This is a genomic window from Prosthecobacter dejongeii (assembly GCF_014203045.1).
Lineage (GTDB): Bacteria > Verrucomicrobiota > Verrucomicrobiia > Verrucomicrobiales > Verrucomicrobiaceae > Prosthecobacter > Prosthecobacter dejongeii.
Map to the genome: position 1 here is coordinate 373673 of NZ_JACHIF010000006.1, position 22594 is coordinate 396266.

A 22594-nucleotide genomic window follows, 5' to 3' on the forward strand; every position below is an offset into this window, starting at 1 on the left:
CGAGTTCAGATGGATGGCTCTGGGGAACGACGAGTTCCAATGCTGCGGCGCCTGGAGCGAGTTCCATTTTTCGCGTGCGCCCCGAAACTGGGGAATTCCAAAATATGGTCACCTTCACAGGCAATGCAGGCCTGTTCATGGGAAACAGTCCGGGGGCAGGTTTGGTCTCTGACGGGCAAGGCTATCTGTGGGGCATGACGCAATACACAGCCAATGGCACGGCTTCCCACGGCACTCTTTTCCGCATTCATGAACTGACAGGGGCCTTCACTCGCAGGGTCACCTTTAGTAATACCACTGCCCCGAAAGGACGTGTGCCACAGGGTGCACTGTATTATGATGGAGCAGGGAATCTCTGGGGAACGACCAGCCTCGGCGGAACGTATGATGACGGGACCGTCTTCAAATACAACATTGCAAGCAATACACTGACCACGGTGGTGGAGTTCACCGGAACTCAGGTCGATGTGGGGGCTATCAAAGGCAGCGTTTGCCAGTCGGCTTTAGTCCCGGATGGTCTGGGTTATCTTTGGGGCGTCACGAATGATGGCGGTCTAGCGTCAGACAATGGCACGGTCTTTAAAGTCCACATGGCCACGAATACCGCTACGGGCGTGATCGAATTCAGCAACAATGGCGCGACGAATAAAGGGATGAGTCCCGTGGGGCCATTGGTGAATGATGGTGCAGGATTTCTGTGGGGAGCGACGACGAGTGGTGGGATTGGCAATGAAGGGACGGTTTTTAAGATCGAAGCGGCCACGGGTACACTCACGACAGTGCTACAATTCGGCAATCTTACCGGTGTGAATGCCAGTATTCAGTCTCCTGCAGCCGGCTTCACGACAGACGGTCAGGGCTATCTCTGGGGGATCGCCACAGCGGGAGGTAGCGCCAGCAGTTGGGCCGTTTATAAAATCAAAATCTCGGACGGTTCCTTTACGAAGGTGGTGGAACATCTTTCCAGCAGCGCTGCTTACACAGGAGTTTCTTACCTGGGGCGCACGCCATTAGCAGGGGTGAGTGGCCATGCTAGCCAGCCTTGGCTGTGGGGGACGACTTCTGTGGGAGGTAATAATAATCTGGGGACCTTGTATCGTTTTAATCCCACGACGGGAGAGCGCGAGGTAAAGATTCACTTCACAGGTACGGCAGGTGTAGCCCGTGGGTCAAAGCCGAATGGAAAGGTCTATGTGGATGCCAATGGGCTGGTGTGGGGCACCACTGAAGAGGGTGGCACCAGCAATGTAGGCACGCTTTTCAAGTATGATCCTAGCTTCAACACCTTCACGACTTTAACTTCATTCGTGACCACCGGTGGATGTCGGCCAAAGGGCAGTCTCATCGCTCCAGGAGATGGATACATTTGGGGGACGACCAGCACGGGTTCTAGCAGCAGTCTAGGCAGCGTTTTCAAGGTAGATCCGATTACCTCCAATGTCATTTATGTGCGCACGTTCAGCAGTGCAGACAGTGTCAATGGAACTGAGCCTCTTTGTGGCTTAGCCGCAGATGCGAGTGGTCATGTGTGGGGTTCGACCCAGTTTGGAGGACCTTCGAACCGAGGGACTTTGTTCAAGATTCAAACGAGCACAGGCGCCTTTACCTCCATGCTTGCCTTCACCGGCAGCAGTGGTGCGGCGGTCGGGCACACGCCTACGGGGGATTTAGCGGTGGATGCCAGTGGAAACGTCTGGGGCACGACCGCCACGACGGTGTTTAAGTTTGAGCCAGGAACCTCCTCTTTCACCAATGTTTTTACGACTGTGGATACCAGCTATCCGCAGCGCGGAGTGATAGGCGGAACCCTCACAAAGGCAGCTTCTGGAAAACTCCGCTTCATCGGCTCAGAAGTGACGCAGGACTTTACCACATACGCCAGCCCGCGTGTGGTCATCTATGAGATCACCCCTGGAACCAATGCAGTGAGCAAGCTCCATAGCCTTGCCGAAGGCATTGTAGGACCAGGAACGGTGCCTGATTTTACCCCAGCAGGTCCGCTGTATGAGCACAGCGATGGCCAGTGGTATGGTGTGAATAGGACGGCTGGATTCAATGAAGATCTAGAACCTGCAGGTGGTGGCATGGTGTATCAAGTGAGCACTGGGCCTGCGGTCATGACGCAGCCATACAACTCCACAAGCGTCACGTCGTTTTACTCTTTGGCCGCGAACACCACCCTGACGCTCCGTGGTTATGCCAATCCGAATGGGAATGCCATCACTTGCCAGATCGAGTGGGGGCCGACGACTGCATTAGGCAATGTGGCCAATGCCTCAGCCACGCCCGGCACCGGCTACACTGGCAGTCTTTGTGAGGTCGTGCTGACTGATTTGCCGGCATTCACCACCTACTTTTACCGGATCCGGGCAAATACACAGACCGGGGAGCCCTCTTACGGTCCCTTACGTTCCATCCAAACCGGGCCGCAGAACTCGGTTCCTGCCCAAGCGGAGATTGCTGTGGAGTCCCCCATCGGGCAGCCACTGACAGATGGAGTGACGGTGGTGAATATGGGAGACGTCTTGTTAGGCCAAATGCGCAAGCAGGCCGTGGTCGTGAGGAACCTCAGCAGTGGGGCAGGCACGGGTGAGTTGACAGGATTAACCGCGAACATCACTGGCACTCACGCCTCAGACTTTGTTATCTCCACCCCGCTCGGGGTCAGCAGTCTGCCTTTTACAGAAATGAGCACTGGCTTACTCATCACTTTCGTACCCAGTGGTGCGGGTGTGCGGAATGCGGTGCTGACCATCACTAGCAATGATGCGGATGAAGCGAGTTTTGAGATTCCTTTAACAGGGCAAGGGGTGTTGCTACCAGAAATCGCGGTGGAGTCTCCCAACTCCACAAATCTGGAGAGTGGAACAGCCTCTTATGATTTCGGTTCTGGCACAGTCGGTGTAGGGCAGGTGCGTACTTTCACTGTTAGGAACACAGGCAGTGGCCTATTGCAGACTTTGCAGGTCAATACCAGTGGCCCCCATGCGGCGGACTTTGTGGTCACAGCGCAGCCTGCTGAAGAAGTGGCTGCTCAAGGTAGCACCACTTTCAGTGTGACTTTTACTCCATCTGCGAGTGGCTCACGCTCTGCCGTCTTGAGCATCGGCAGTAACGATGAAGATGAAAATCCCTTTGTGATTCAGGTATCTGGAACGGGAGTCTCCGCACCAGAAATTGCTCTGGCGAATGGAGTCGAAAATTTGGTCAGTGGGATCTCTGGGGTTGACTTTGGCAGTGTCAATCAAGGTAACTTGCACGCTGTCACATTGACCCTGCGCAATGTGGGAAATGCCACGCTTTCCAATGTCAGTGCCAGTATTGTGGGCACCCACAACGCGGATTTCTTTATCGGCTCTCTCGTCACAAGTGTGAACGCTGCATCTGAAGTCAATTTTGCGGTCACCTTTAATCCGCAGGCCTCTGGCAGTCGCACGGCCACTCTGCGAATCGTGAGTAACGATGGGGATGAAAATCCTTTTGAACTCACTCTCAACGGAACGGGCGTAAGTGTGCCAGAGATCGCCGTAACGGTGGGTAATGACGTATCTCTAGAGGATGGCGTTTCAACTTTGGACTTTGATCTCGTGGCGACTAATGGCTCGCTGGCAAAGCTGATCACGATCCGTAATTTAGGGACAGCAGCATTGACCGATCTTTCCCTCAGCATCACCGGAGATCAAGCGGCAGAGTATGAGGCGGCTCCTCTGACCGTGACAAGTTTGGCCCCCAATGGCTCGACTTCATTCGTTCTCAACTTCACTCCATCGGCATCGGGAGTGAGGACGGCCATTCTTCGCCTAACCAGCAATGATGCCAATGAAAACCCTTTTGACATCGCTTTAACCGGGACTGGGTACATGCCTCTGACTCCCTCCTTTACCACGCCCCCCGCTTCTCAGATCGGCTTCATTGGCGAGCCCGTTTCCTTCGCTGTAGATGTGGTAGGGGAACAACCGATGAGCCTGCAATGGCGTAAAAACCTGGTTGTGATTCGGAATGCCACCAGCAATGAATTTAACCTTCCAGCCGTTAAAGCTTCCGATGTGGGCATTTATTCGGTCTTCGCTGAGAATACCCTCGGGGAAGAAATATCCGAGAATGCTTACCTGGGCCTTGCCGTTTTACGCCAAGGGACACTCAATTTCAAAGTGGGGGCTGCATTGACGCTCAAGAGCACCGTTTCGATTCCGAAAGCGCCGGGAGTTTCTGTGGGTTATCAGTGGAAGCGGTCAGGACAGATCTTGGAAGATGGCACGACGCTAACCAGCAGTGTGATTTCGGGTGCTCAATCTGCCAATCTCAAGGTCTCGAATTTGCAGACAGGCGACACAGGAAATTATACCTGCGTGATTACCATGACTACCCCCACGGGCACAGTGGAGGTGGCGGATGGAGATACAGTCGTGAATGTACTGACCCTACCAGTTCTGACTTTGCCGTCACTGGATCCTTTGTTTGTCAGTCAGCCAGTGCCTCTTATCGGTCTGGCAGCCAGCCAGAATGGAGCAAAGTTTACCGCAAAGGGGCTTCCTCCGGGTGTTAAGATTGACGCGGTGACAGGCATTCTTACTGGAGCACCGACAATGGCTAAAATCGTTAAAGGACAGGTGCAGCCCTATCAAATCATCTTCAGTGCTACCAACGTGGCAGGCACCGTGAGTTCATTACCTCAGGCCTGGATTGTCGAACCTTTACCTCCCGGCATTGTCGGTACTTTCAATGGTTTGGTTGAGCGCAATCTCACTCTCAATGGCGTGAGCGGGGCGGAAGAAGGGTTTGGCGGCACGCTTCAAGTGGTGACGAATCTCGCAGGGAGTCTGACGGGTAAAATCAAATTGGGCCCTAACGTATATGCCTTCAAAGGAACATTGGAATATGATCCAGAAGCAGTAAAGGCGATGGCGCGAGCTACCATCCTTCGGCGTTCGCCAGCTCCCGCTTTGCAGTTGGAGTTTACTGTGGAGCCGCTTTCAGATCTAGTTCATCCAGGGCAATTACTGGGGACCGTAGGGATCCCAGGCGCGGAGGCCGATATCCAGGCCTGGCGTGCCAGGGCAGATGCCTCCCAGGCAGGCACGTATAACGTCATGTATGAAAATACCCCTGCACTGCCGGAGACGGGTGCCCCCTCGGGCATAGGCCACGCCATTCTCACGGTTTCCGCTAGGGGCACGGTAAGTTGGAGCGGGCTTCTTTCTGACGGCAGTAAGATGACTGGGGCCACTAGCATGGGAACAGGGGGGCAGGTCGCCCTTCATAATCTGCTGTACAGCAACACAGGTAGCGTTCAGGGCTGGGTAAACCTGGATAGCCCTACGGTAACTGGGAGCATGGATTGGCTAAAGAATGAACAGCCTGAGGGTAAGACTCAGAATTATCCCGCAGGCTTCTTTCATCAGATGAATGTCCGTGGCGGTATTTACACCGCGCCACAAAAAAACCAGAGGGTATTGGGGCTGTCACAAGATCTCTTCGTTGAAACCTCGAATGGAGGTGTGACTCCTGCACTTAGTTACGAGGCTGTTTTGAGCACACTGAATACCCTCACGATCACAGACTCTGGTGAAAAGTTTAACCTCAAGATCAATGTAAAAACTGGCCAGCTTACAGGTAGCTTTGAGCAGCCTGGAAGCAAAGTGCGCAGAGCCAGTGTTTACGGCTTGCTGGTGCCTGGGCACGCAGGTGTGGGGTTCTTCCTGCTGCCGCAGGCTGGCACTGGTAGCACGCCTATTTTGTCAGGGAGCTTTTCACTTTCTGAGAATTCAGCACCGTAACTCCACAAAAAAGGCTCGCAGCGATCTTAAGCTGCGAGCCTTGTTTTGTGAACGCCTGATCAAGGTGTTTGACTCGTCCAGAAGGAGTACAGGCTACCTTGTTTAAGGTAGAAACGGAACTTCAAAGGCAGGCCACGCACGGCATCGAGGGAGTCGGCGCCTTTCCATGCAACAGTCTGTTGAGTTGCATCCGCCTTCAATGGGATACAATTTTCTTGGCTGTAGGGAGCGATGACCTCGCCCTTTTCATTCAAGACTTCGACCCGTAATTCACCCTTAGCGGTCGTTGCATTGACCCGCAAATGACGGCCATTAAAAGCGACGGTTTCGGTGGTGAGGCTACCTTCCTTTTCACCCGCGTCCATGGAGGCAAAGCCATCGCGACGCAGCACCGCCATACCTACGGCCGCACCAGTGTATAGGCCGCGTTTGCCGTTCGGGGCGATGCCTGAGTAACCCGTGTAGGGGAACCAGATCTCGTCTTCTTTGACAATGCAGACCCCAGTGGTGCCGTGGATGTAGGCACGATCCCAGTCGCCTTCTTGGCGAGTGGCTGCGATGAAGGGCTGGCGATCGGGGCGGTCCCAGTGGAAACCGTCACGGCTGAAGCCCAGCTTGATTTCCGTGATTTTTGGGAATTTACCGTTTTCGCAAATTTTGTTATCCGGACCGAGGTGAATGTAAAATTCCCCCAGCATCAAGCTTTCATAAGCGGTGGCGTTGAGGCTGTAAAGTTGGGCGGCATCACCGATTTTTGGATCGGGTGCATCCAGCTTATCCGCATTGCACCAAAAGACAGATTGGCTCCAGTCGGCCCCTTTGATGAAGTCGGCATTTTCTGAGTACCAGCGGTTGCGCCCATGTTCGCCGCCTTGCTTGATGCTGTAGCACCACACTTTGCGGAATGGATTGTAAAAGAAGGAGCAATAGTCGCCTGCTTTGCCTGTCGCTACACCTTGAGACCAGACCTTGCCATCGGGAGATGTTTGCAATGTGTGGCCAGCGGGCAAGGGGCGGCGGTCCGTCATCATCTTCACTCGCTGCATGGGGTCCTTGGCATTCACGTCCAGCCACACGCTGTTATCGCCGCCTGCCCACTCAGGTCCCGGGGGAAGCAAGAGATTGCCGCCGACGGTGCCGATGTTTGGCCGTGTCCATTGGAGCAAATCCTTGCTTGTGGCAAGCGCCAGCCCGCCGCGCCAGCCAGCGGTATAAAACATCTTGTAGAGATCTTCTTTCGGATCAAAAAACACACCGCCGTGCCCCAGGTAGCAGACGGCCTGCTCGTCACCTTCGATTTTTACAGGATCAAGCTCATACTTTGTCTCGGGTTTAAAGACAGGATTCTTTTCGTGTTTGCGTGCCTGATGAAAGGTGCGCTTAAGGTCGGTGCTCTCGATGAGAAAATCGTCCACAAAGAGCTGTCTGCCTTTATCAATGGGGATGATTTTCGGTTTGGCCTTCAAGTAAGGCACCGGCATAGGCTCGTAGCTTTTCGCGTCAAGGTTGCGCGGTGGCCACTCGCTAGGAAGTTGGATGCCATTGTAAAGACGCTGGCCGATTTCAGCTCCGCGTGCCTTACTCACCAGCATCTTGGTCTGTGAATTCGGTGTTACCAATTTGCCTGCTAGGATATCCGCCTCAGTGACCCGATGCATGATGATTTCGCGTTCTTTGGCGCGTTCACGATCATGGATGATGTTGATCGTGCCATCGGGAGATTGAAATCCATCGGGATAGGATACGCCATTTCGCTCATCGAGAATCAAGCCGCCCTTCCAGGTCTTGCCGTCATCTTCAGAGATAAAAGCCGTCATGTGGCTGCGGCCTTTGATGCGTTTGTCCAACGGGCCATTTTTGATCAGGACCAGATTCCCGGATGCGAGGCGACGGATGAAAAAGCGGGCGCTGGCATTTTGAATCACAGAAGGCTTGGCTTCGCTCCAGGTGCGGCCTTGATCGCTAGAAAAGCTTTCAGAGATGCCTTGTTTGGTGCGTGCCAGCAGCCAGAGACGACCATCTTTGAGCTCGACCACCATGTGCTCATCGAAGTCCGTTTCTGGGACCATGACTCCCCCGCGTCGAGTCCAGGTGACACCTTTGTCGTTTGAAACGAAAAGGTTAGCCATGCGGACTTCATCGAGATCTGCGTAACCTTTTTCGCGTAGCTCTGGCACGCCGATACGGTCGCGTGTCCAGAGTGAGATGGGCAGCAGCCACTCACCGTTGCTGAGCACGGTGGGTTTGTTCAGTGTCATGCCATGCCAGATGCGGCGCGGCTCAGACCACACGGGCTTGTCATCATCGGGATTGTCACAGGTGATGGCCCAGAGCCCGGCACGACCATCAAACATGGAAAGGGATTGATCGTAGAAGAGCCACAGGCGACCTGTGGGGTCTGTCCAGAAATTTCCCACCAGCACACTCACCTCCACGCCCGTGGGGGCATCTGGCGCATCAATCACCAGGCGGGGCTTTGACCACGTCTTGCCTTCATCGTCGCTGCTGGCTGCAACGAAGTAAGCGCGTGGGCTGTCGCCTCCGGCTACCCAGGCGGCCCAGATGCGGCCTTTCGGCGTGCGATCCATACCGATGACCATCGCGTAGTCACGTTGTTCATCGGAATATTCGGGGCCGGGATCGGTATTGATGACCACAGGCTTAAGCGGCAAATCCAAGATGGATGGGGGCAAGGAGGCATCGTTTTGAGCCAGGGCTGATAATGTCAGCCATGACAGGAGAGTGAGGCAGAGCTTCATAAGGGGAAGGGTATGAAAGAGTTGTTTTGATGAATTATTGGTTAGGATTTGGCGGCTTGCACATGGCCTAAAAATCCCGAACGCAGCAGGGACAAATCGGAATCAATCGCCAGCCAAGTGAAGCCGAAGGAGCGCATTTTCTCGAGGTCTTGAGCATTGCGAATGAGGATGCCGCTGGCTTTGCCTGACTGGTTGGCGGCTTGAGCCACGGTGTGGAGGCAGTCATCGTAAAGGATCTTGCTCTGTCGCACTTTCATGTCATGCCCAAGGTCGGCTGGCCCAACGAATAAAGCGTCAATGCCGTCCACGGCTGCGATGGCCGCCGCCTGTTCGACTCCCTGTAGGGTCTCGATTTGAGCGAGGATGATGGGGCGGGTTAGTTCATCTCCGGGCGGGTTTAAACCATAGTCGTAGGTGCGAACGGTGCGCGAAAAGCCCCTATGACCACGGGGGGCATAGTGCGCAGCTTTGACGATGGCTTCAGCCTCCGCCGCGGTGTTGACGTGCGGAACCATGATGCCGTGGGCGCCCCAGTCGAGAACACGGGCAATAAGGTCTGGGTGCGGTGCCCCCACACGTACGATGCCCTGGGTGGAGCTGCCACGTAGCGCACGCAGTTGGTTAGGAATGGCGGCTTCAGATTCGCAGCCATGTTCCAGGTCGAGCAAGACCCAGTCAAAACCGCAGGCGGCGGCCAACTCGGCAATCACAGGTGAACCAATCGAAAGCCAGGTGCCGATATGTGAAGGCGAAGGAGGATTCATAAAAAGGAAAGGGGATTTGCTAAAGTGTGGTGATGGCTGCGTCGTCGCGCAGCCCTTGGAGTGCAGCCTGAAGCCGGGCCTGAGTGAGGCTGCGAAGGTCTGCTCCCGTACTGCCGGAGCCGATGAGGAAAAAGCCATCGTTACGGTCAAAGTAACCTGCGCCCACGCGGATGACGGCCTTCACGATCATGTTGCGGAGAAGATGCAGCCAGAAGCGCCGACGATGCTCTTGGGGTAGCGGTTTGAGTCGTTCATAACCGGACAGAGCCTGTGCAATGACGGCGCCATCGTAGAAGCAGCCCAGCAAAGAGAGGTCATCCATGGGATCTCCTGAAATGGAGTCGTCCCAATCAATGAAGGAGAGGATTTCATCCTTCTTCCCGAGGATGTTCCAAAGGGCGAGATCTTTGTGGACCAGGCAGCCGTAGGGTAGATGCAGCAGCGGTTCGTGGATTTTGATTTCCCGGCGGATGTCATCGGCGTGAGCCAGTGACAGGAATTGATGCTGGTTGAGGAAATGCAGATGGCGGTCGAGGTGTAGATGAAAGTAATCGGCATAGCTGGCATGAAAGCCTGTTAAACCTTCACCTCTTGATTGGAAGGGGCCGAAACGGTCCACCGGAACATCCTGCCAGCGGGCCACGGCACTGCCGATTTCATGAGCCATGCGGGGCAGGTTCAACTCCCCACGTTTCTGCCAGTGGTTGAGGTCTGGATAAGGAACCACTTCCATAAGCTGCCAGGCAAAAGGCACCTCATGGCGGCTGGCATCCACACCCAAAATCCTTGGCGTGCGAATGCCAAGGGCCCGCACAGCTTCTTGCACGCGAGATTCGGTTTCGATGTAATCGTCATGCTCTGGCCCATCTTCAATCCGCACAAAGACATCTTCCTCGCGAATGCGAGCGATGAAGGTTCGGTGATTGCCCTGTCCACCACCTTCATTTAAATCAATGGTTAGGCCTGGATTTTGCTTGTTAAGGAGGGCAAGAACCTGTGGGTAGAGATCTGCCGAAGTCTGCACCTCAGTCCCGTGAAAGGCTGCCGGGCGATCGCATTTCCAGTAGTAAATGTGGCTGCGGCTCATGGGCAATTTTTATCGGACACGTCTGTGCATGGCACAGGCCGGGCACGCCACCAGGCGGCGAGGAGGGAGCCGATGAGGTTTTGCATCAGCGCGCTGAAGACGGCAGGCACGGCGGAAAGCGGTTCGGTGGTGAAGTGTCTTTTCGCCAGCATGGCTGCCATGCCTCCGTTTTGCATGCCGACTTCGATGGACACGGTGCGAGCCACGTCGTCCGAATAGCCAAAGACTTTTGAAACGATGTGGCCCAGGGCAAAGCCGATGAGGTGGAGCAAAGCCACCGCTAGAGTGAGCTTGCCCGCATTGGCAGCCATGGAGTCTGCGCTCTGGGCGACGATGCCGCCCGTGATAAAGCAGATGGCGATGACGGAGACGACGGGACCGAGCGTGGCCACTTTGGCGACAGTCTGAGGGAAACGCCAGTTGCACAGTACACCGATGATGACTGGCACCACGACAGCCTGAAGTGTGGAAAGACACAGTCCCCAGGCATCCACGGCCACATAGGTGCCGGCCAGCGTCTTGCACCAGAGCGGGGTCATGATGAAAGCCAGCAGCGTGGAGGCCAAGGTCAGGATGACCGAAAGGGCCACATTGGCACGAGCCAAGTAAGTGATCATGTTGGAGGCGGTGCCGCCGGGGCAACTAGCGACGAGGATGAGGCCGATGGCAAAACCGGGTTCCAAATTCATCGCTTCTGCAACGGCCCACCCTGCCAGCGGCATGATGGTGTATTGAGCCGCAAAACCGAGCGCGACGCAGCCCGGCATCTTCAGTAGGCGGCGGAAGTCATCCACGGTCAGGGTAAAGCCCATGCCCAGCATGACGGTGGTCAGTGCCCAGGTAATCCATTGCCCAGAGAACCAAAAGAGGCTCTCGGGTTTTACAAAAGCCAAGGCGGCAAAAGCAAGCAGCCACAGGGGGTAGAGACCAGTGAAGCGGGTGAGGAGATTTTGCATCCGCAAAGGTGGTTAGGGGATTGCGGGTAGTTTGGCACTGTAATGCACGGCACGGTGGCGATTGTCATCGTAGGCGAAATGCAGCCACTTTTTATCGGCACTGACAAAACCATCGGGGTAATTCAGGCGGCCTTTAGGTCCATCGCTGGATTCTTTGACGAGCACGCGCTGGTAGGGCCAGGTCTTCATACCGTCAAAGCTGATCCAGAGGGAAAGGGGACTGCGGTGCTTGGGATTTGGGTTGTGCAGCATGGCTACGGTATCGCCACCTAAAGGATAAAGGGTGGCTTTGCTGCCGGGGTTCGGAATATCTGTTTTGGTTGCAAACTCGGGCCATGTTTTGCCGCCGTCTTTGGATTCAGCATAATAAAGGACACCGCCCAGGCGATCTCCCCGGATGATCATGGCGATGCGACCATCGCTAAGCTCCACGATGTTGTTTTCGGCCCAGCCATGGTAGCGGTCATCAGTCGTCAGCCGCACATTGCCATGTTCAGTGTAAGTTTTACCCCCATCACGGCTCATGAGGATGCCGTTGCGGGGATTGCTGACGTAGTGGGTGAGGGCCTTGTGCCAGGGTTTTTCTTCGGCTGGGGGCGGTGGCACGTCTGCACCGGGGCCTACGTAATGCTGGAAGGGGATGAGGATGCGGCCATCACGTGTGGTGATGTGATTGCGCACGAAGGTGAAATTGGCCAAGCGTCCTGGGACGGGCTCTGGCTTCGACCACGTTTTGCAACTGTCGTCACTGTGCATGATCCAGGACTTCCAGTGGCGGCCCCACGTCTGCGAATGTGTGGAAAGGAAGGCGGTGCAGCGGCCTTCACGAACCATGAGCTCCGTCACCCCTTGGCCAATGGTTTCGCCAGCACGGGGCAGGCCCGTGTCCACAGCTTGCAAGGGGGACCAGGTGCGGCCTTCGTCCTTACTGAAGGTGATGCCGGTGTAGTTTTCAGGAGATGGCTCAAAGTCTCCTCCAGCTAAAATCATGAGCCCCCAGGTGCCATCGGGCAGCAGGCGCAGGGTCGTGTCACAGACCATTTTGTTAGGCGTGATGCCATCATACGGGATGCTGGTGCGATCCTGCTTGGCATCTTCCATGGCCTGCTGGGACCAGTCGGCAGCCTGGGCATGAAGACCCCAGGTTAAGAGGGTGGTGAGGAGAAGTGGCAGCGATTTCATTGGGTTGGTGAGGCATAAACGCAGCCCTGGTGGACAATCCTGTGAAGTATGAAGGGAAGAATGTGTTATGTTAACATGGCTTGTAAGTGATTCTGAGGCAGCAGCAGGAAAATCTCCGCCGCTGGAGCCGAAGCCCCACTTGCCAGCAGGGGAAAGGGATTCCAATGTCATGCCCTCCCATGCCCAAGTACACAGTCACCATCGGCCTTGAAGTTCACGCGCAACTGACCACGCAGAGCAAGATGTTCTGCGCCTGCCCGGTCATGGTGGGTGAGGAGCCGAATACGAATACCTGCCCCACCTGTCTAGGCCTGCCAGGAGCCCTGCCTGTGCTGAATGAAGCCGCCATTGAAAAGACCATCCTCACAGGCATGATGCTGGGCTGCAGCACGCCCCCCGTGGTGAAGTGGGACCGCAAAAACTACTTCTACCCAGACATGCCGAAAAACTACCAGATCACGCAAAATGATCTGCCTCTGTGTCTGGGCGGTGGCATCCCGTTGTATGATCTGGCCTACCCTAAAGATGCGCAAAAAAGCATCGTCAATCCGGGCAAGTCGGTGAAGCTCACGAGAATCCATTTGGAAGAAGATGTGGGCAAGAGCACCCACCACGATAAGTTCACGACCATTGACTTTAACCGCGCTGGCACGCCGCTGATGGAGATCGTGACAGACCCAGACATTGACAGTGCGGAGGAGGCCTTTGCCTGCATCACCAGCCTGCGGCAAATCTTGATCTATGGAGGCGTGAGCGATGCCGATATGGAAAAAGGCAACATGCGCTGTGACGTGAACATCAGCATTCGGCCTGAAGGTCAAAAGGACTTGGGTACGAAGATCGAGCTCAAAAACATCAACTCCATGTCGGCCGTACGCCGCGCTATCAAGTATGAGGTGGACCGTCAGATCGGCGTCTTAGACGGTGGCGGCAAGCTAGAGCAAAGCACTTGGCGCTGGGACGATGACCGTGGCGAAACGATCTTCATGCGCGGTAAGGAAGATGCCCACGATTATCGTTACTTCCCTGATCCCGACCTGATTCCATTGCGCACAGAGAGCATCGTTGCCCGCGTGCGTCCGCAGGTCCCGGAATTGCCGCATGAAAAGCGTGCGCGTTTTGAATCTGACTACGGTTGCAGTGCCTATGATGCAGGTGTGCTGGCCAGTGACAAGGCTCTGGCCAGCTACTATGAAGCGGCTGTTTCTGCCGATCTCAAAGTGCCCGCTAAAAAGGTGGCGAACTGGGTCATCAATGACCTGCTGGGACTCATGAAAGACAGCGAAGAAGGCATCGCCTCCTGCCCGGTCAAACCCGAAGCATTGAATGAATTGGTGGCCGTGGTGGAGTCTGGCAAGATCAGCAACAATCAGGCGAAGGAAGTCTTTGCCGAGATGTTCACCACCGGTCAGAGCGCGGCACCCATCATCAAGGCCAAGGGCTTTGAGCAGGTGAGTGATACAGGTGCGCTGGAGGCGATTGTGGAGCAAATCCTGGCCGCGAATCCAGATAAGGTGGCTGAGGTCAAAGGCGGCAATGAAAAGGCCATGAACTGGTTCACTGGCCAAGCCATGAAGGCCAGCCAAGGCAAGGCAAATCCGAAGATTGTCACGGACATCGTGCGCAAGAAGCTCCTGGATTAAATTCCTTCTCCATTTGAGTCGAAAACAAAACAGGCGTGAAGGGGTGTCCCTTCACGCCTGTTGGATGGATGACTGATGATTAAGGAAGAACAGGCGTGAGCTCGATCTCACCGCTCAGAATCGGCACCGTGGTCGGTGTTTCGGTGCCTTCTGGCAGCTCTGGCAAGAGGAAGAATCCAGCGCCGAATTTCTCACCCAAATGGTCTTTCACCATGATGCCCTGGAAGGTCACCTTGCGGATGAGCGGTTTGGTGAAGTTCGGTCGGAGGTCTGCATCGGTCAGGGCGAAGCTGCCGGTGAAGAGGCCTGTACCCCCAGCGATGGAGGCAAGCTTCGTCTGTCCAGTGGTCGCCGGAGTTGGCTGAGTGATCTTGTGGCTAGCGGCCACAATCACGCTGGCATCCAGGCGGGCCATGACATCGGCCTCAAGAAGGCCGCCATAACGGAAGTCGAGGTCCACAGTCGTCGGTGCAGGCAGGTTAAGGGTGAGTGCTGTGCCCACGGGTTTGACATAGATGGAGCCTGTAACTTCCAGGGGCACGGGATCTAACACGGGCGTGCCTGTCATACCAAAGCCTGCGACATAGGTGCGGGTCTTCGATTTCGGATCCGCCGGGCGCACCCATTCCACATCACCTGTTAGGGTGTTATCCGTGAGGTCTGCTGTATTCACAGAGTCCACAGTTAAGCTGCCGAGAAGGGAGCCCTTCAGCGGGGTATACATGGTCTGGAAAACAACGATTTTGCTGTCCACGCCCACAAACGAAGCGCCGATGATTTTGTCCCCATCGGCCGTGCGACCCGCAAAGGTAAGTTTACCATCTTTCGCCACCGTGAAAGAGCCGTAACTCCAACCCTGAGGAATCGTGGCGGCAGAGGCTTCGCCCACTTGGCCCATGTCCCCAAGCTCCATCCCGAAGGTGTAGTATCCCACGTATGATGCGGCTGCGAGTGCATCCACCCGGCGAGCTCCTGCGATGAGAGCTGTTTTACCCAGAACGGTTACCTTGCTATTGCTAGTTAGCAGACCGGTCACAGGGTTAAGCTCGACCTGCAAGGTCACGGGTTCCGGCACGGGCTTGCCGGTGCGTTTCACGAGGAGTTCGAATTCCGGCAGCGTATTCGTTTCAGCACGATAGACGTTCATGATGCCTTTGATTGGCAATTTGCTGCCACCGAGCGTGAGGCTGCCGCTGAAGCTCCCCGTTTTGGTGACGGTGAGATCCAGGCGACCTCCGAGGTGACCATTGATTTCACCATTGTGCTCCACCGTGCCAGCATAGATGCCTTCGACCCCGGCGGGGAAGAGCTCGATATTGATGGGAGGATCGACAGTATAGCTGTCGCTACCCACTGTGTTTTTGGCGGTGAGGACGGGGCTGTAGTTTCCGTCCTTCGTCGGGCGGCCTGTGATTTCGCCCGTTTTGACATTCACCTTGAGGCCAGGGGGTAGGCCTGTGGCGGAGTAAGTCAGGGCTGATTTAATCGCGGCTGGGTCAATTTTAATCTGATGCTTATAGTCTCCCCCCACCACGCCATTTGGCATATTTTGGGTGCTGTAAACATCCGGTGACTCACTGAAGACATTGAGTTGGGTGGTGCCGCCCACCTTGCTGCCGCCAGGGTTGGTGACGCGGCATGAGTATTCAGCCGTATCGCTGGTGAGCAGATTTTTAATCACCAAGGTCTTCGTCTGTGCGCCGCTGACTCGTTCATCATTCTGCAACTCCGATGGCTGTGGATCGCCTGCCCGTTGGATCAGCCATTGGTAGGTGAGTTGATTTCCCGCAGCATTCACCTTCAGCGTGGCCACTTTGTCGATCCCTGCCACGAGCAGAGGTGGACTGACGTAGTCTTCTACCACCCCGAGTTCGGCCGGATTGCTCACTGCGGTAAGGGGGGTGCCTTTGACAAACAGGCTATAGGCCCCTGCATCTTTGATCGTGACCGCACTGATGTTCAGCGTGGTGCTGGTGGCACCTGCCACACTTGCAGATCCCTTTCTCCACTGGAGGGCCAGAGGGGCAGTACCAGTGGCGGTGGATTCAAAGGATGCGGGCTCTCCTACTTTCAGCATCAGGGGAAGAGGCTGAAGCGTGATTTCTGGGTCTTTGTTGCCGGTGCCTTCCAGTTGGATAACAAAGGGTTTAGGCTCATTGTCATTGCTGAAGATGGAAAGCGTCGCTCTCCGGACCCCGCCTTCCTTGGGTGTGAAGCGAATAGCCATGGAGGTACTTCCATTGCTAGAGACCATGGTGGCCGCTTTCGGCGCGACCAGGGTAAATTCAGAGGCATTGACGCCGCTGATCAGGGGTTTCACATCCTTCAGGACATTGCTGCCTGTATTCTTCAAGGTCAGCGTCAGCGTGGTGTTGAGTTTGAAATCTACAGCGGGGAAGACCACCGTGCTCCCTGCATTGATGACAGTATTGGCGGGCTGAAGCTGGACCTCAAGATTGGATCCGATGAAGGAGGTTAATAGTTCATAGCCCGTGGTTGGTGTCGTCGCCGCAAATAGCACTTGGCCATTCAGAGCCGTGAATTCGCTTGGGTTGGATGAGGCGGAGAGTGGTGCCAGATTTTGCAGCAGGATGGTGCCAGCAGGCGTGCCATCGGAGATCCAGACTTCACGACCATCCACACCATTGTTGGCCGAGAAAACCAGGATGCCATCCACATTCCGCATGTTGGTGATGTTTGGGCTCTCGATGCCAGGGACAATATCTTTAAGCATGACAGTGCCCGCTGAGGTGCCGTTGCTCACCCACAATTCGCGTCCATTCGCGGCAGTCACGGCGGTGAAAAAGAGTTTTCCACCGGCTTCGATCATGTCTTGGATATCGGAGTGTCCATCGCCTGGATTGATGTCTTTAACCAAGCGAGTGGTGGCTCGGTTGCCTGTGGTCACCCAAAGCTCTCGTCCGGTATTGGTCGCAGTGCCATCGGTGGCCACAAAGAAGAGCTGGGAGCCAACAGAGGTCAGTTGCTCGGGGTTGGAGTTGTTAACCCCTGTATTGATGTCAATGCACTCCGTGCGGTTGGATGCGCCATCGCTTTTCCAAAGTTCACGGCCTTTGCCAGGAATGCGCGCTGAAAAGTAAAGCCGTTCATTGGATCCGGTGCCAGCGACGGTCAGTTCCTTCGGATCATCTGGACCCGCATCGTTAGGGATGCCTGGATTTGTAACGCCATCAATGATGGCTGCATACGGGGGGACGGCTTTGCGAAGGCGCCGACCTTCTCCAGAGGCAGATGAAACGAAATACGCTTCATTCTTGAATTTGATGAACTCTTCAGGGTTCGAGGAGCCCGTCGTCGTCACTAAGTTTGCAAGCATCTGAGTGCCTTCTGGGGTGCCGTCAGACTTCCAGGGTTCGCGGCCGTTTCCAGAAGACACCGCTGAAAAGTAAACCACACCATTCACATCGGCCAGGAAGGTCGGGTCGCTAGCGCCGCTAACATTGATTTCGGCATCTCCCGTGGTTTTGACAACGGTGGTGCCCAGGGTTGTGCCGTCAGTCATCCACAGTTCACGATTGCTGCCGGTGGCATCTGCACTGAAGAAAACCTTGCTGCCAGACGGAGTGATGTAAAGGGGATCTGAGCCAAGCGGTGGGGCATTTGGCCCCTCCGCTTCAGGGCGAATATTGGCTACCTGCACGGTGCTGCCTCCTGGTAGCCCGTCAGTCTTCCACAGTTCCTGGCCTGAGATACCGTCATTGGCAGAGAAATAAACTTCTGTGGTGCCCACTTTTGTCAGGCCCGTTGCTGCTGAGCCCGCATTGCCTTCCTGGAAGTTTTTTACCAGCGTTGTCCCTGCGGGATTAACGCCGTTTGTGACCCAAAGCTGGGATCCATTGACAAGAAAGTACAGATTGGTTCCGATCTGAGTAAAGCTGGAAGCCGTATCTGCCGCAGCAAATTGACGCACAAGGGTTTCGGTACCTGTCGTCCCGCAGCTATAGAGGGCCATGCCAGTGCCGTTGACTGCGGTGAAGAAAAGGCGGTTGTTAAAGGTGAAGAAGTTTGTCGGATTGGAACTGCCTGCACCTGGATTGATGTTGCTGACCAAAGTTGTTCCAGCGTTCCCGACGCTACCGTTGCTGCGCCACAGTTCCACGCCCTGGCCATCGTTGGCTGTGAGAAACAGGGTATTGCCAATGACGTGGAGGTTATTCGCGCTGGAACCATCGGTTCCAGGGACGATGTCACGGACGATTTCAGTGACGCCTGTGATCGTGTTGGACCTCCAGAGCTCACGCCCACTGGTATCGCTTTTGTTAGCAGCAAAAAAGAGGTATTCCGTCCCGCTCACGGTCATCGTTTTCAAAGACCGTGGCGAAGAACTTTCTGAACCTGGTAAAATATCTTGGACGATGGTTGTTCCAGTCGCATTTCCCGCACGGTCGGTCTTCCAGAGTTCAATGCCCAGCGGACTGTCTGCGATGAAATAAAGGATTTCATCTGGGGTGGCGGCGATCATCTCCGTTCTGAATCCGGCCGTGGTCTCATTGACTGGGGTGCTGTCTGACGGGAAGCTGGATTCAATGCCTTCTTGGATATCCTGGTAAAGGGAAGTCTGGAAAGAACTGTTCATCTTCCACAATTCACGCCCCAAGCTGCTCGTATCGGCGGTGAAGTAGAGCGTTTGGTTGTTCAAATTGAAGAAGTGGTCCACGTCGGAATTAAGGGATGAACCTGTAATGTCTAAGTTACGGACGGTGCCTGCTGGGGTGCCGTCAGACATCCAGATTTCACTGCCTGCGTCGCTATCGTATCCACGGAAAATCAGCCGACCGTTGAATGCGGTAAAACGATCCAGTCGGCGATTGTCCGGTTGAGGAGAAGTGGGGAATTCAGCCAGTTTATTGGTGGTGGCAAATTCGCCGTTTGTGACCCAAAGACTGCTGCGCCCATTAGCCTCTAATGCAGAGAAAAACACCCGGTTTCCCACCGTCGTGAGGTCACGTGGATCTGAGCCTGTCGGTCCAGGAATGATGTCTCGCACCTGACGGGTGCCGGCCAGAGTGCCGTCGCTCCGCCAAAGTTCGCCCCCGCTTAAAGGATCATCCACGGCGATGATGAGGATCTCTCCACTGCCTGGATTGACCTTCACCATGGATTTACGGGAGGTATTAGCAGCCGGAGCTTGAGTGTTGATGTCTGCCACTACCTGGGCGTCAGAACTCTGTGCCTGCCCTGACAAAGGGGACAGCCACAGCAGCGCAGCCGTGGTGATAAGAGATGAAAGGGGGTTTTTCATGGTTGTAAAGACAGGGTATTGACACGGGGAGAAGAAGGCAATGCTAAAATGTGGGAGTATTTGGAACACTCACTAGGTCGCATCTAGGTGTTGGACGGATTCGGCGCTCCAATTGCTCAACTGAATTCTCCGCCCTTGCCCGTCGCCGCTTCTTCGTCCATAAACCCGACCCTATTTATGAGTCGCACGTACAAACTCGCAGTCCTCCCTGGTGATGGTATCGGTCCTGAAGTCATGGCCGAGGCGATCCAAGTTCTCGATACCCTCGCCGCCAAGGCTGATTTTGGGTTTGAATACAATCACCAACTCGTCGGCGGAGCCGCGATTGATGCCGTGGGGAAAGCCCTGCCTGCTGAAACCGTGGCTGCCTGCGAAGCTAGCGATGCCATCCTTTTCGGTTCAGTCGGTGGCCCAAAGTGGGAAAAACTCCCCCCGAACGAGCAGCCAGAGCGCGGTGCGTTGCTGCCTTTGCGCAAGCATTTTGGCCTTTTTGCCAACCTTCGTCCAGGTCTCTGCTACCCGGCTTTGACGGCCTCTTCCCCCATCCGGCCAGATCTGGTGGAAGGTGGTTTTGACGTCCTCTGCGTGCGTGAACTGACCGGCGGTCTTTATTTTGGCCAGCCGAAGAGCCGCACCACCTTGCCAGATGGCGACATCGAAGTGATTGATACGATGGTTTACAAAAAGAGCGAAATCGAGCGCATTGCCCACGTTGCTTTCAAAGCCGCCCAGCTTCGCCGTAAGCATGTGACTTCGGTGGATAAGGCCAATGTGCTAACCAACAGTGTGTTGTGGCGTGAAACCATGCTGGAAGTGGCTGCTCAGTATCCAGACGTGACTCTGGCTCACCTCTATGTGGACAATGCGGCCATGCAGTTGATCAAAGCCCCCCGCAGCTTTGACGTCATGGTCACAGAAAACCTGTTTGGCGACATCCTCAGTGATGAGATGGCCATGATCTGTGGTAGCCTGGGCATGCTTGCCAGTGCCAGCCTGGGTAAACCGAAGGGCGATGGTCTTTACTTTGGCCTCTTTGAGCCCAGCGGCGGCACCGCTCCAGACATTGCGGGCATGGGCATCGCTAACCCCATCGCTCAGATTCTCTCCGCAGCACTGCTGCTTCGCTTCTCTCTGGGATTGGAGCAGGAAGCCGTCGCTATCGAAAACGCGGTGAAGAAGGCCATCGAAAGTGGTCTGCGCACTGGTGATATCTTCACAGGCGTGGAAGGCACCCGCAAGGTGGGCACCCGTGAAATGGGCAATGCCATCGTGGCCGCTCTCTGAGTGAAGGATTCAGGTTGCAGGCGCGGCTTGCTGCGCTCCCCTCTGTCATTGTTATGACTGATTGGGAAAGCTGCTACATAGAAGGAAATACCCCGTGGGACAAGGGAGCGCCATCGCCTCCCTTGTCAGTATGGGTTCAAGCTCACCCTCAGCTGCAAGGGCGTGCCTTGGTGCCAGGGTGTGGCCTCGGGCATGATGTGGTGTTCCTGGCTGAGGCTGGGTATGAGTCCGTCGGCGTGGATCTTTCCGCTACGGCTATCCAGCGCGCCATGGCCACCCATCCCGGCCACGCGTCGCGTTTTGTCTTGGGGGATCTGTTTGCCCTGCCTGAAGCGTGGAAGGGGAGTTTTGACTTTATCTTTGAGCACACCTGTCTCTGTGCCCTGCCTCCTCACTTGAGGCAGGCTTATGCCGAAACGGTGGGGCAACTCTTGCGGCCTGGTGGGTTGCTGGTGGGGGTCTGGTTCATCGAGCCTGAAATGGATCCTGGAGAATCAGGGCCGCCCTTTGGCATATCCCTGGAGGAATTGTCCGCTCTGTTTCCGCCCCATGCATGGGCTGTGGAGGAGGACTACATTCCTGAACAAGCCTATGCTGGGCGCGAGAAACGTGAACGCCTGCGGGCTCTGCGGAAGATTTCATGACCTCCGTCTTTGAAGCATCCATGGCTGAGCAACCCGTGAGGCCCACGCATGTGGAGGTGGATCTAGGCTGCCTAGCACAGAATCTGAGAGCGATTCAGCAGCATGTGGGCAGTGCCCGCGTGATGACCATCCTGAAGGCCAATGCCTATGGTCATGGTCTGGTGCCTGTGGCCAATCACATGGTGCAGTGTGGCGTGGATTATCTAGGTGTGGCCTTTTTGGAGGAGGGTATCCTTCTTCGTCGGCAGGGAATCTCGGCGCCCATCCTCGTTTTAGGAGGGATCGCAGGGGAGCAAATTCCGCTCTTCCTTCAGCATGATCTCACGCTAACTGCGCCCTCGGTCGAGAAGCTGCACCTCATCAATGAGACGGCTGCTGCTATGGGCAGACGTGCGCGTGTGCATTTGAAGATTGATACCGGCATGGAGCGTATTGGCATCCACTACTACAGTGCTGCCACTTTGCTGGAGGCCAGTCTAGCCTGTGAGCATGTGCAGGTGGAAGGGATTTATTCGCACTTCGCCAATGCGGACGCAGCCGACTTGGGGCACGCCAAATTGCAGTTGGAGCGCTTCCATGAAGTCCTAACCTTTTATGAAAAGCGCAGCCTGCCAGTGCCCATGCGCCACATGGCGAACAGTGCGGGCATCCTCCAGTTGCCAGAGAGCCATTTGGATCTCGTGCGTCCAGGCATCCTTTTGTATGGCGTCTATCCCAGCGCAGACTGTCAGCAGACCGTCCCGGTGCGCCCAGCGCTGACGTGGAAGAGCCGCGTGGCCTACTTTAAAGTAGTACAGCCGGGGCATCCTGTCAGCTACGGCTCCACTTGGCAAAGTGACCACCCCGTCCGCGTGATCACCGTTCCTGTGGGGTATGGTGACGGTTATTTCCGGGCCTTGTCAAACAAGTCTGAAGTCATCGTTAGGGGAGTGCGCTACCCTGTCATCGGTCGGGTGTGCATGGATCAGATGATGGTGAATCTGGATCAAGGCACCGCTTACAATGGCGATGAAGTGATCCTGCTAGGAAGCTCTGAGGGGCAGTCCATTTCAGCGGCTGAAGTGGCTGAGTGGGCCGGGACCATTCCTTATGAAGTGCTGACGAACATCAACACTCGCGTTCCTCGTTTGTATCGAAACGGTTAAACCCGGATGATGCAATAGGCGCGAGGTGTTGTGAGCGAAGGTATTGACGCTGTGTGGGATTGACACCTATGGCATGCTTCACCCTCATGG

Annotated in this window: 11 protein-coding genes; 5 read left to right on the forward strand and 6 right to left on the reverse strand. The window is 55.4% G+C overall.

The window, feature by feature from the left end; genetic code table 11:
• Nucleotides 1-104: 104 nt before the first annotated feature.
• On the forward strand, nt 105-5777 hold the full coding sequence (locus tag HNQ64_RS15750) for a choice-of-anchor tandem repeat GloVer-containing protein (protein WP_184210303.1): 5673 nt from the start codon (nt 105-107) through the stop codon (nt 5775-5777).
• A 59-nt stretch (nt 5778-5836) separates the two neighbouring features.
• Here HNQ64_RS15750 and HNQ64_RS15755 read toward each other — a convergent pair whose 3' ends face one another.
• The 5 genes from HNQ64_RS15755 to HNQ64_RS15775 are packed head-to-tail and all read right to left on the reverse strand — an operon-like array spanning nt 5837 to nt 12525.
• Complete coding sequence (locus HNQ64_RS15755) at nt 5837-8536, reverse strand: exo-alpha-sialidase (RefSeq protein ID WP_184210305.1); 2700 nt, start codon at nt 8534-8536, stop codon at nt 5837-5839.
• A gap of 41 nt (nt 8537-8577) precedes the next feature.
• On the reverse strand, nt 8578-9300 hold the full coding sequence (locus tag HNQ64_RS15760) for an HpcH/HpaI aldolase family protein (RefSeq protein WP_184210307.1): 723 nt from the start codon (nt 9298-9300) through the stop codon (nt 8578-8580).
• 19 nt (nt 9301-9319) lie between these two features.
• Nucleotides 9320-10387 (reverse strand): phosphotransferase family protein, encoded by a 1068-nt coding sequence (locus HNQ64_RS15765; RefSeq protein WP_184210309.1) that lies wholly within the window; start codon nt 10385-10387, stop codon nt 9320-9322.
• Nucleotides 10384-11343: a bile acid:sodium symporter family protein gene (locus HNQ64_RS15770; protein WP_184210311.1), complete on the reverse strand. Its 960-nt coding sequence runs from the start codon at nt 11341-11343 to the stop codon at nt 10384-10386. The genes HNQ64_RS15765 and HNQ64_RS15770 overlap by 4 nt, the downstream gene beginning before the upstream one ends.
• Before the next feature lie 12 nt (nt 11344-11355).
• Nucleotides 11356-12525 carry a sialidase family protein gene (locus HNQ64_RS15775; protein ID WP_221305468.1) on the reverse strand — a complete coding sequence of 390 codons (1170 nt, stop codon included), beginning with the start codon at nt 12523-12525 and terminating at the stop codon, nt 11356-11358.
• A 179-nt stretch (nt 12526-12704) separates the two neighbouring features.
• On the opposite strand from HNQ64_RS15775, the gene gatB reads away from it, so the two are divergent.
• Nucleotides 12705-14168, forward strand: a complete 1464-nt coding sequence (gene gatB / locus HNQ64_RS15780) for an Asp-tRNA(Asn)/Glu-tRNA(Gln) amidotransferase subunit GatB (protein WP_184210316.1) — start codon at nt 12705-12707, stop codon at nt 14166-14168.
• 79 nt (nt 14169-14247) lie between these two features.
• On the opposite strand, the gene HNQ64_RS15785 is transcribed toward gatB, so the two are convergent.
• The gene (locus HNQ64_RS15785) at nt 14248-19431 is read right to left on the reverse strand and encodes a putative Ig domain-containing protein (RefSeq protein WP_184210318.1); all 5184 of its coding nucleotides are present in this window, start codon (nt 19429-19431) and stop codon (nt 14248-14250) included.
• Nucleotides 19432-19608: 177 nt separating this feature from the next.
• Between HNQ64_RS15785 and leuB the strand changes: the two genes are divergently transcribed.
• Genes leuB through alr form a run of 3 tightly spaced genes read left to right on the forward strand, consistent with a single transcriptional unit; the run spans nt 19609 to nt 22504 of the window.
• On the forward strand, nt 19609-20715 hold the full coding sequence (leuB, locus tag HNQ64_RS15790; RefSeq protein WP_184210320.1) for a 3-isopropylmalate dehydrogenase: 1107 nt from the start codon (nt 19609-19611) through the stop codon (nt 20713-20715).
• A 53-nt stretch (nt 20716-20768) separates the two neighbouring features.
• Complete coding sequence (locus tag HNQ64_RS15795) at nt 20769-21359, forward strand: methyltransferase domain-containing protein (RefSeq protein WP_184210322.1); 591 nt, start codon at nt 20769-20771, stop codon at nt 21357-21359.
• Nucleotides 21356-22504, forward strand: coding sequence for an alanine racemase (gene alr, locus HNQ64_RS15800; protein WP_184210324.1), 1149 nt, complete (start codon nt 21356-21358; stop codon nt 22502-22504). Before HNQ64_RS15795 ends, alr begins: the two co-directional genes overlap by 4 nt.
• Nucleotides 22505-22594: the final 90 nt, after the last annotated feature.

What these genes read in the sequence shown, in the direction of transcription:
- HNQ64_RS15770 (WP_184210311.1), bottom strand. Translation starts at nt 11,343, where the DNA reads ATGCAAAATCTCCTCACCCGCTTCACTGGTCTCTACCCCCTGTGGCTG.
- leuB (WP_184210320.1), top strand. Translation starts at nt 19,609, where the DNA reads ATGAGTCGCACGTACAAACTCGCAGTCCTCCCTGGTGATGGTATCGGT.
- HNQ64_RS15760 (WP_184210307.1), bottom strand. Translation starts at nt 9,300, where the DNA reads ATGAATCCTCCTTCGCCTTCACATATCGGCACCTGGCTTTCGATTGGT.
- HNQ64_RS15785 (WP_184210318.1), bottom strand. Translation starts at nt 19,431, where the DNA reads ATGAAAAACCCCCTTTCATCTCTTATCACCACGGCTGCGCTGCTGTGG.
- HNQ64_RS15775 (WP_221305468.1), bottom strand. Translation starts at nt 12,525, where the DNA reads ATGAAATCGCTGCCACTTCTCCTCACCACCCTCTTAACCTGGGGTCTT.
- alr (WP_184210324.1), top strand. Translation starts at nt 21,356, where the DNA reads ATGACCTCCGTCTTTGAAGCATCCATGGCTGAGCAACCCGTGAGGCCC.
- HNQ64_RS15755 (WP_184210305.1), bottom strand. Translation starts at nt 8,536, where the DNA reads ATGAAGCTCTGCCTCACTCTCCTGTCATGGCTGACATTATCAGCCCTG.
- gatB (WP_184210316.1), top strand. Translation starts at nt 12,705, where the DNA reads ATGCCCAAGTACACAGTCACCATCGGCCTTGAAGTTCACGCGCAACTG.
- HNQ64_RS15750 (WP_184210303.1), top strand. Translation starts at nt 105, where the DNA reads ATGGTCACCTTCACAGGCAATGCAGGCCTGTTCATGGGAAACAGTCCG.
- HNQ64_RS15765 (WP_184210309.1), bottom strand. Translation starts at nt 10,387, where the DNA reads ATGAGCCGCAGCCACATTTACTACTGGAAATGCGATCGCCCGGCAGCC.
- HNQ64_RS15795 (WP_184210322.1), top strand. Translation starts at nt 20,769, where the DNA reads ATGACTGATTGGGAAAGCTGCTACATAGAAGGAAATACCCCGTGGGAC.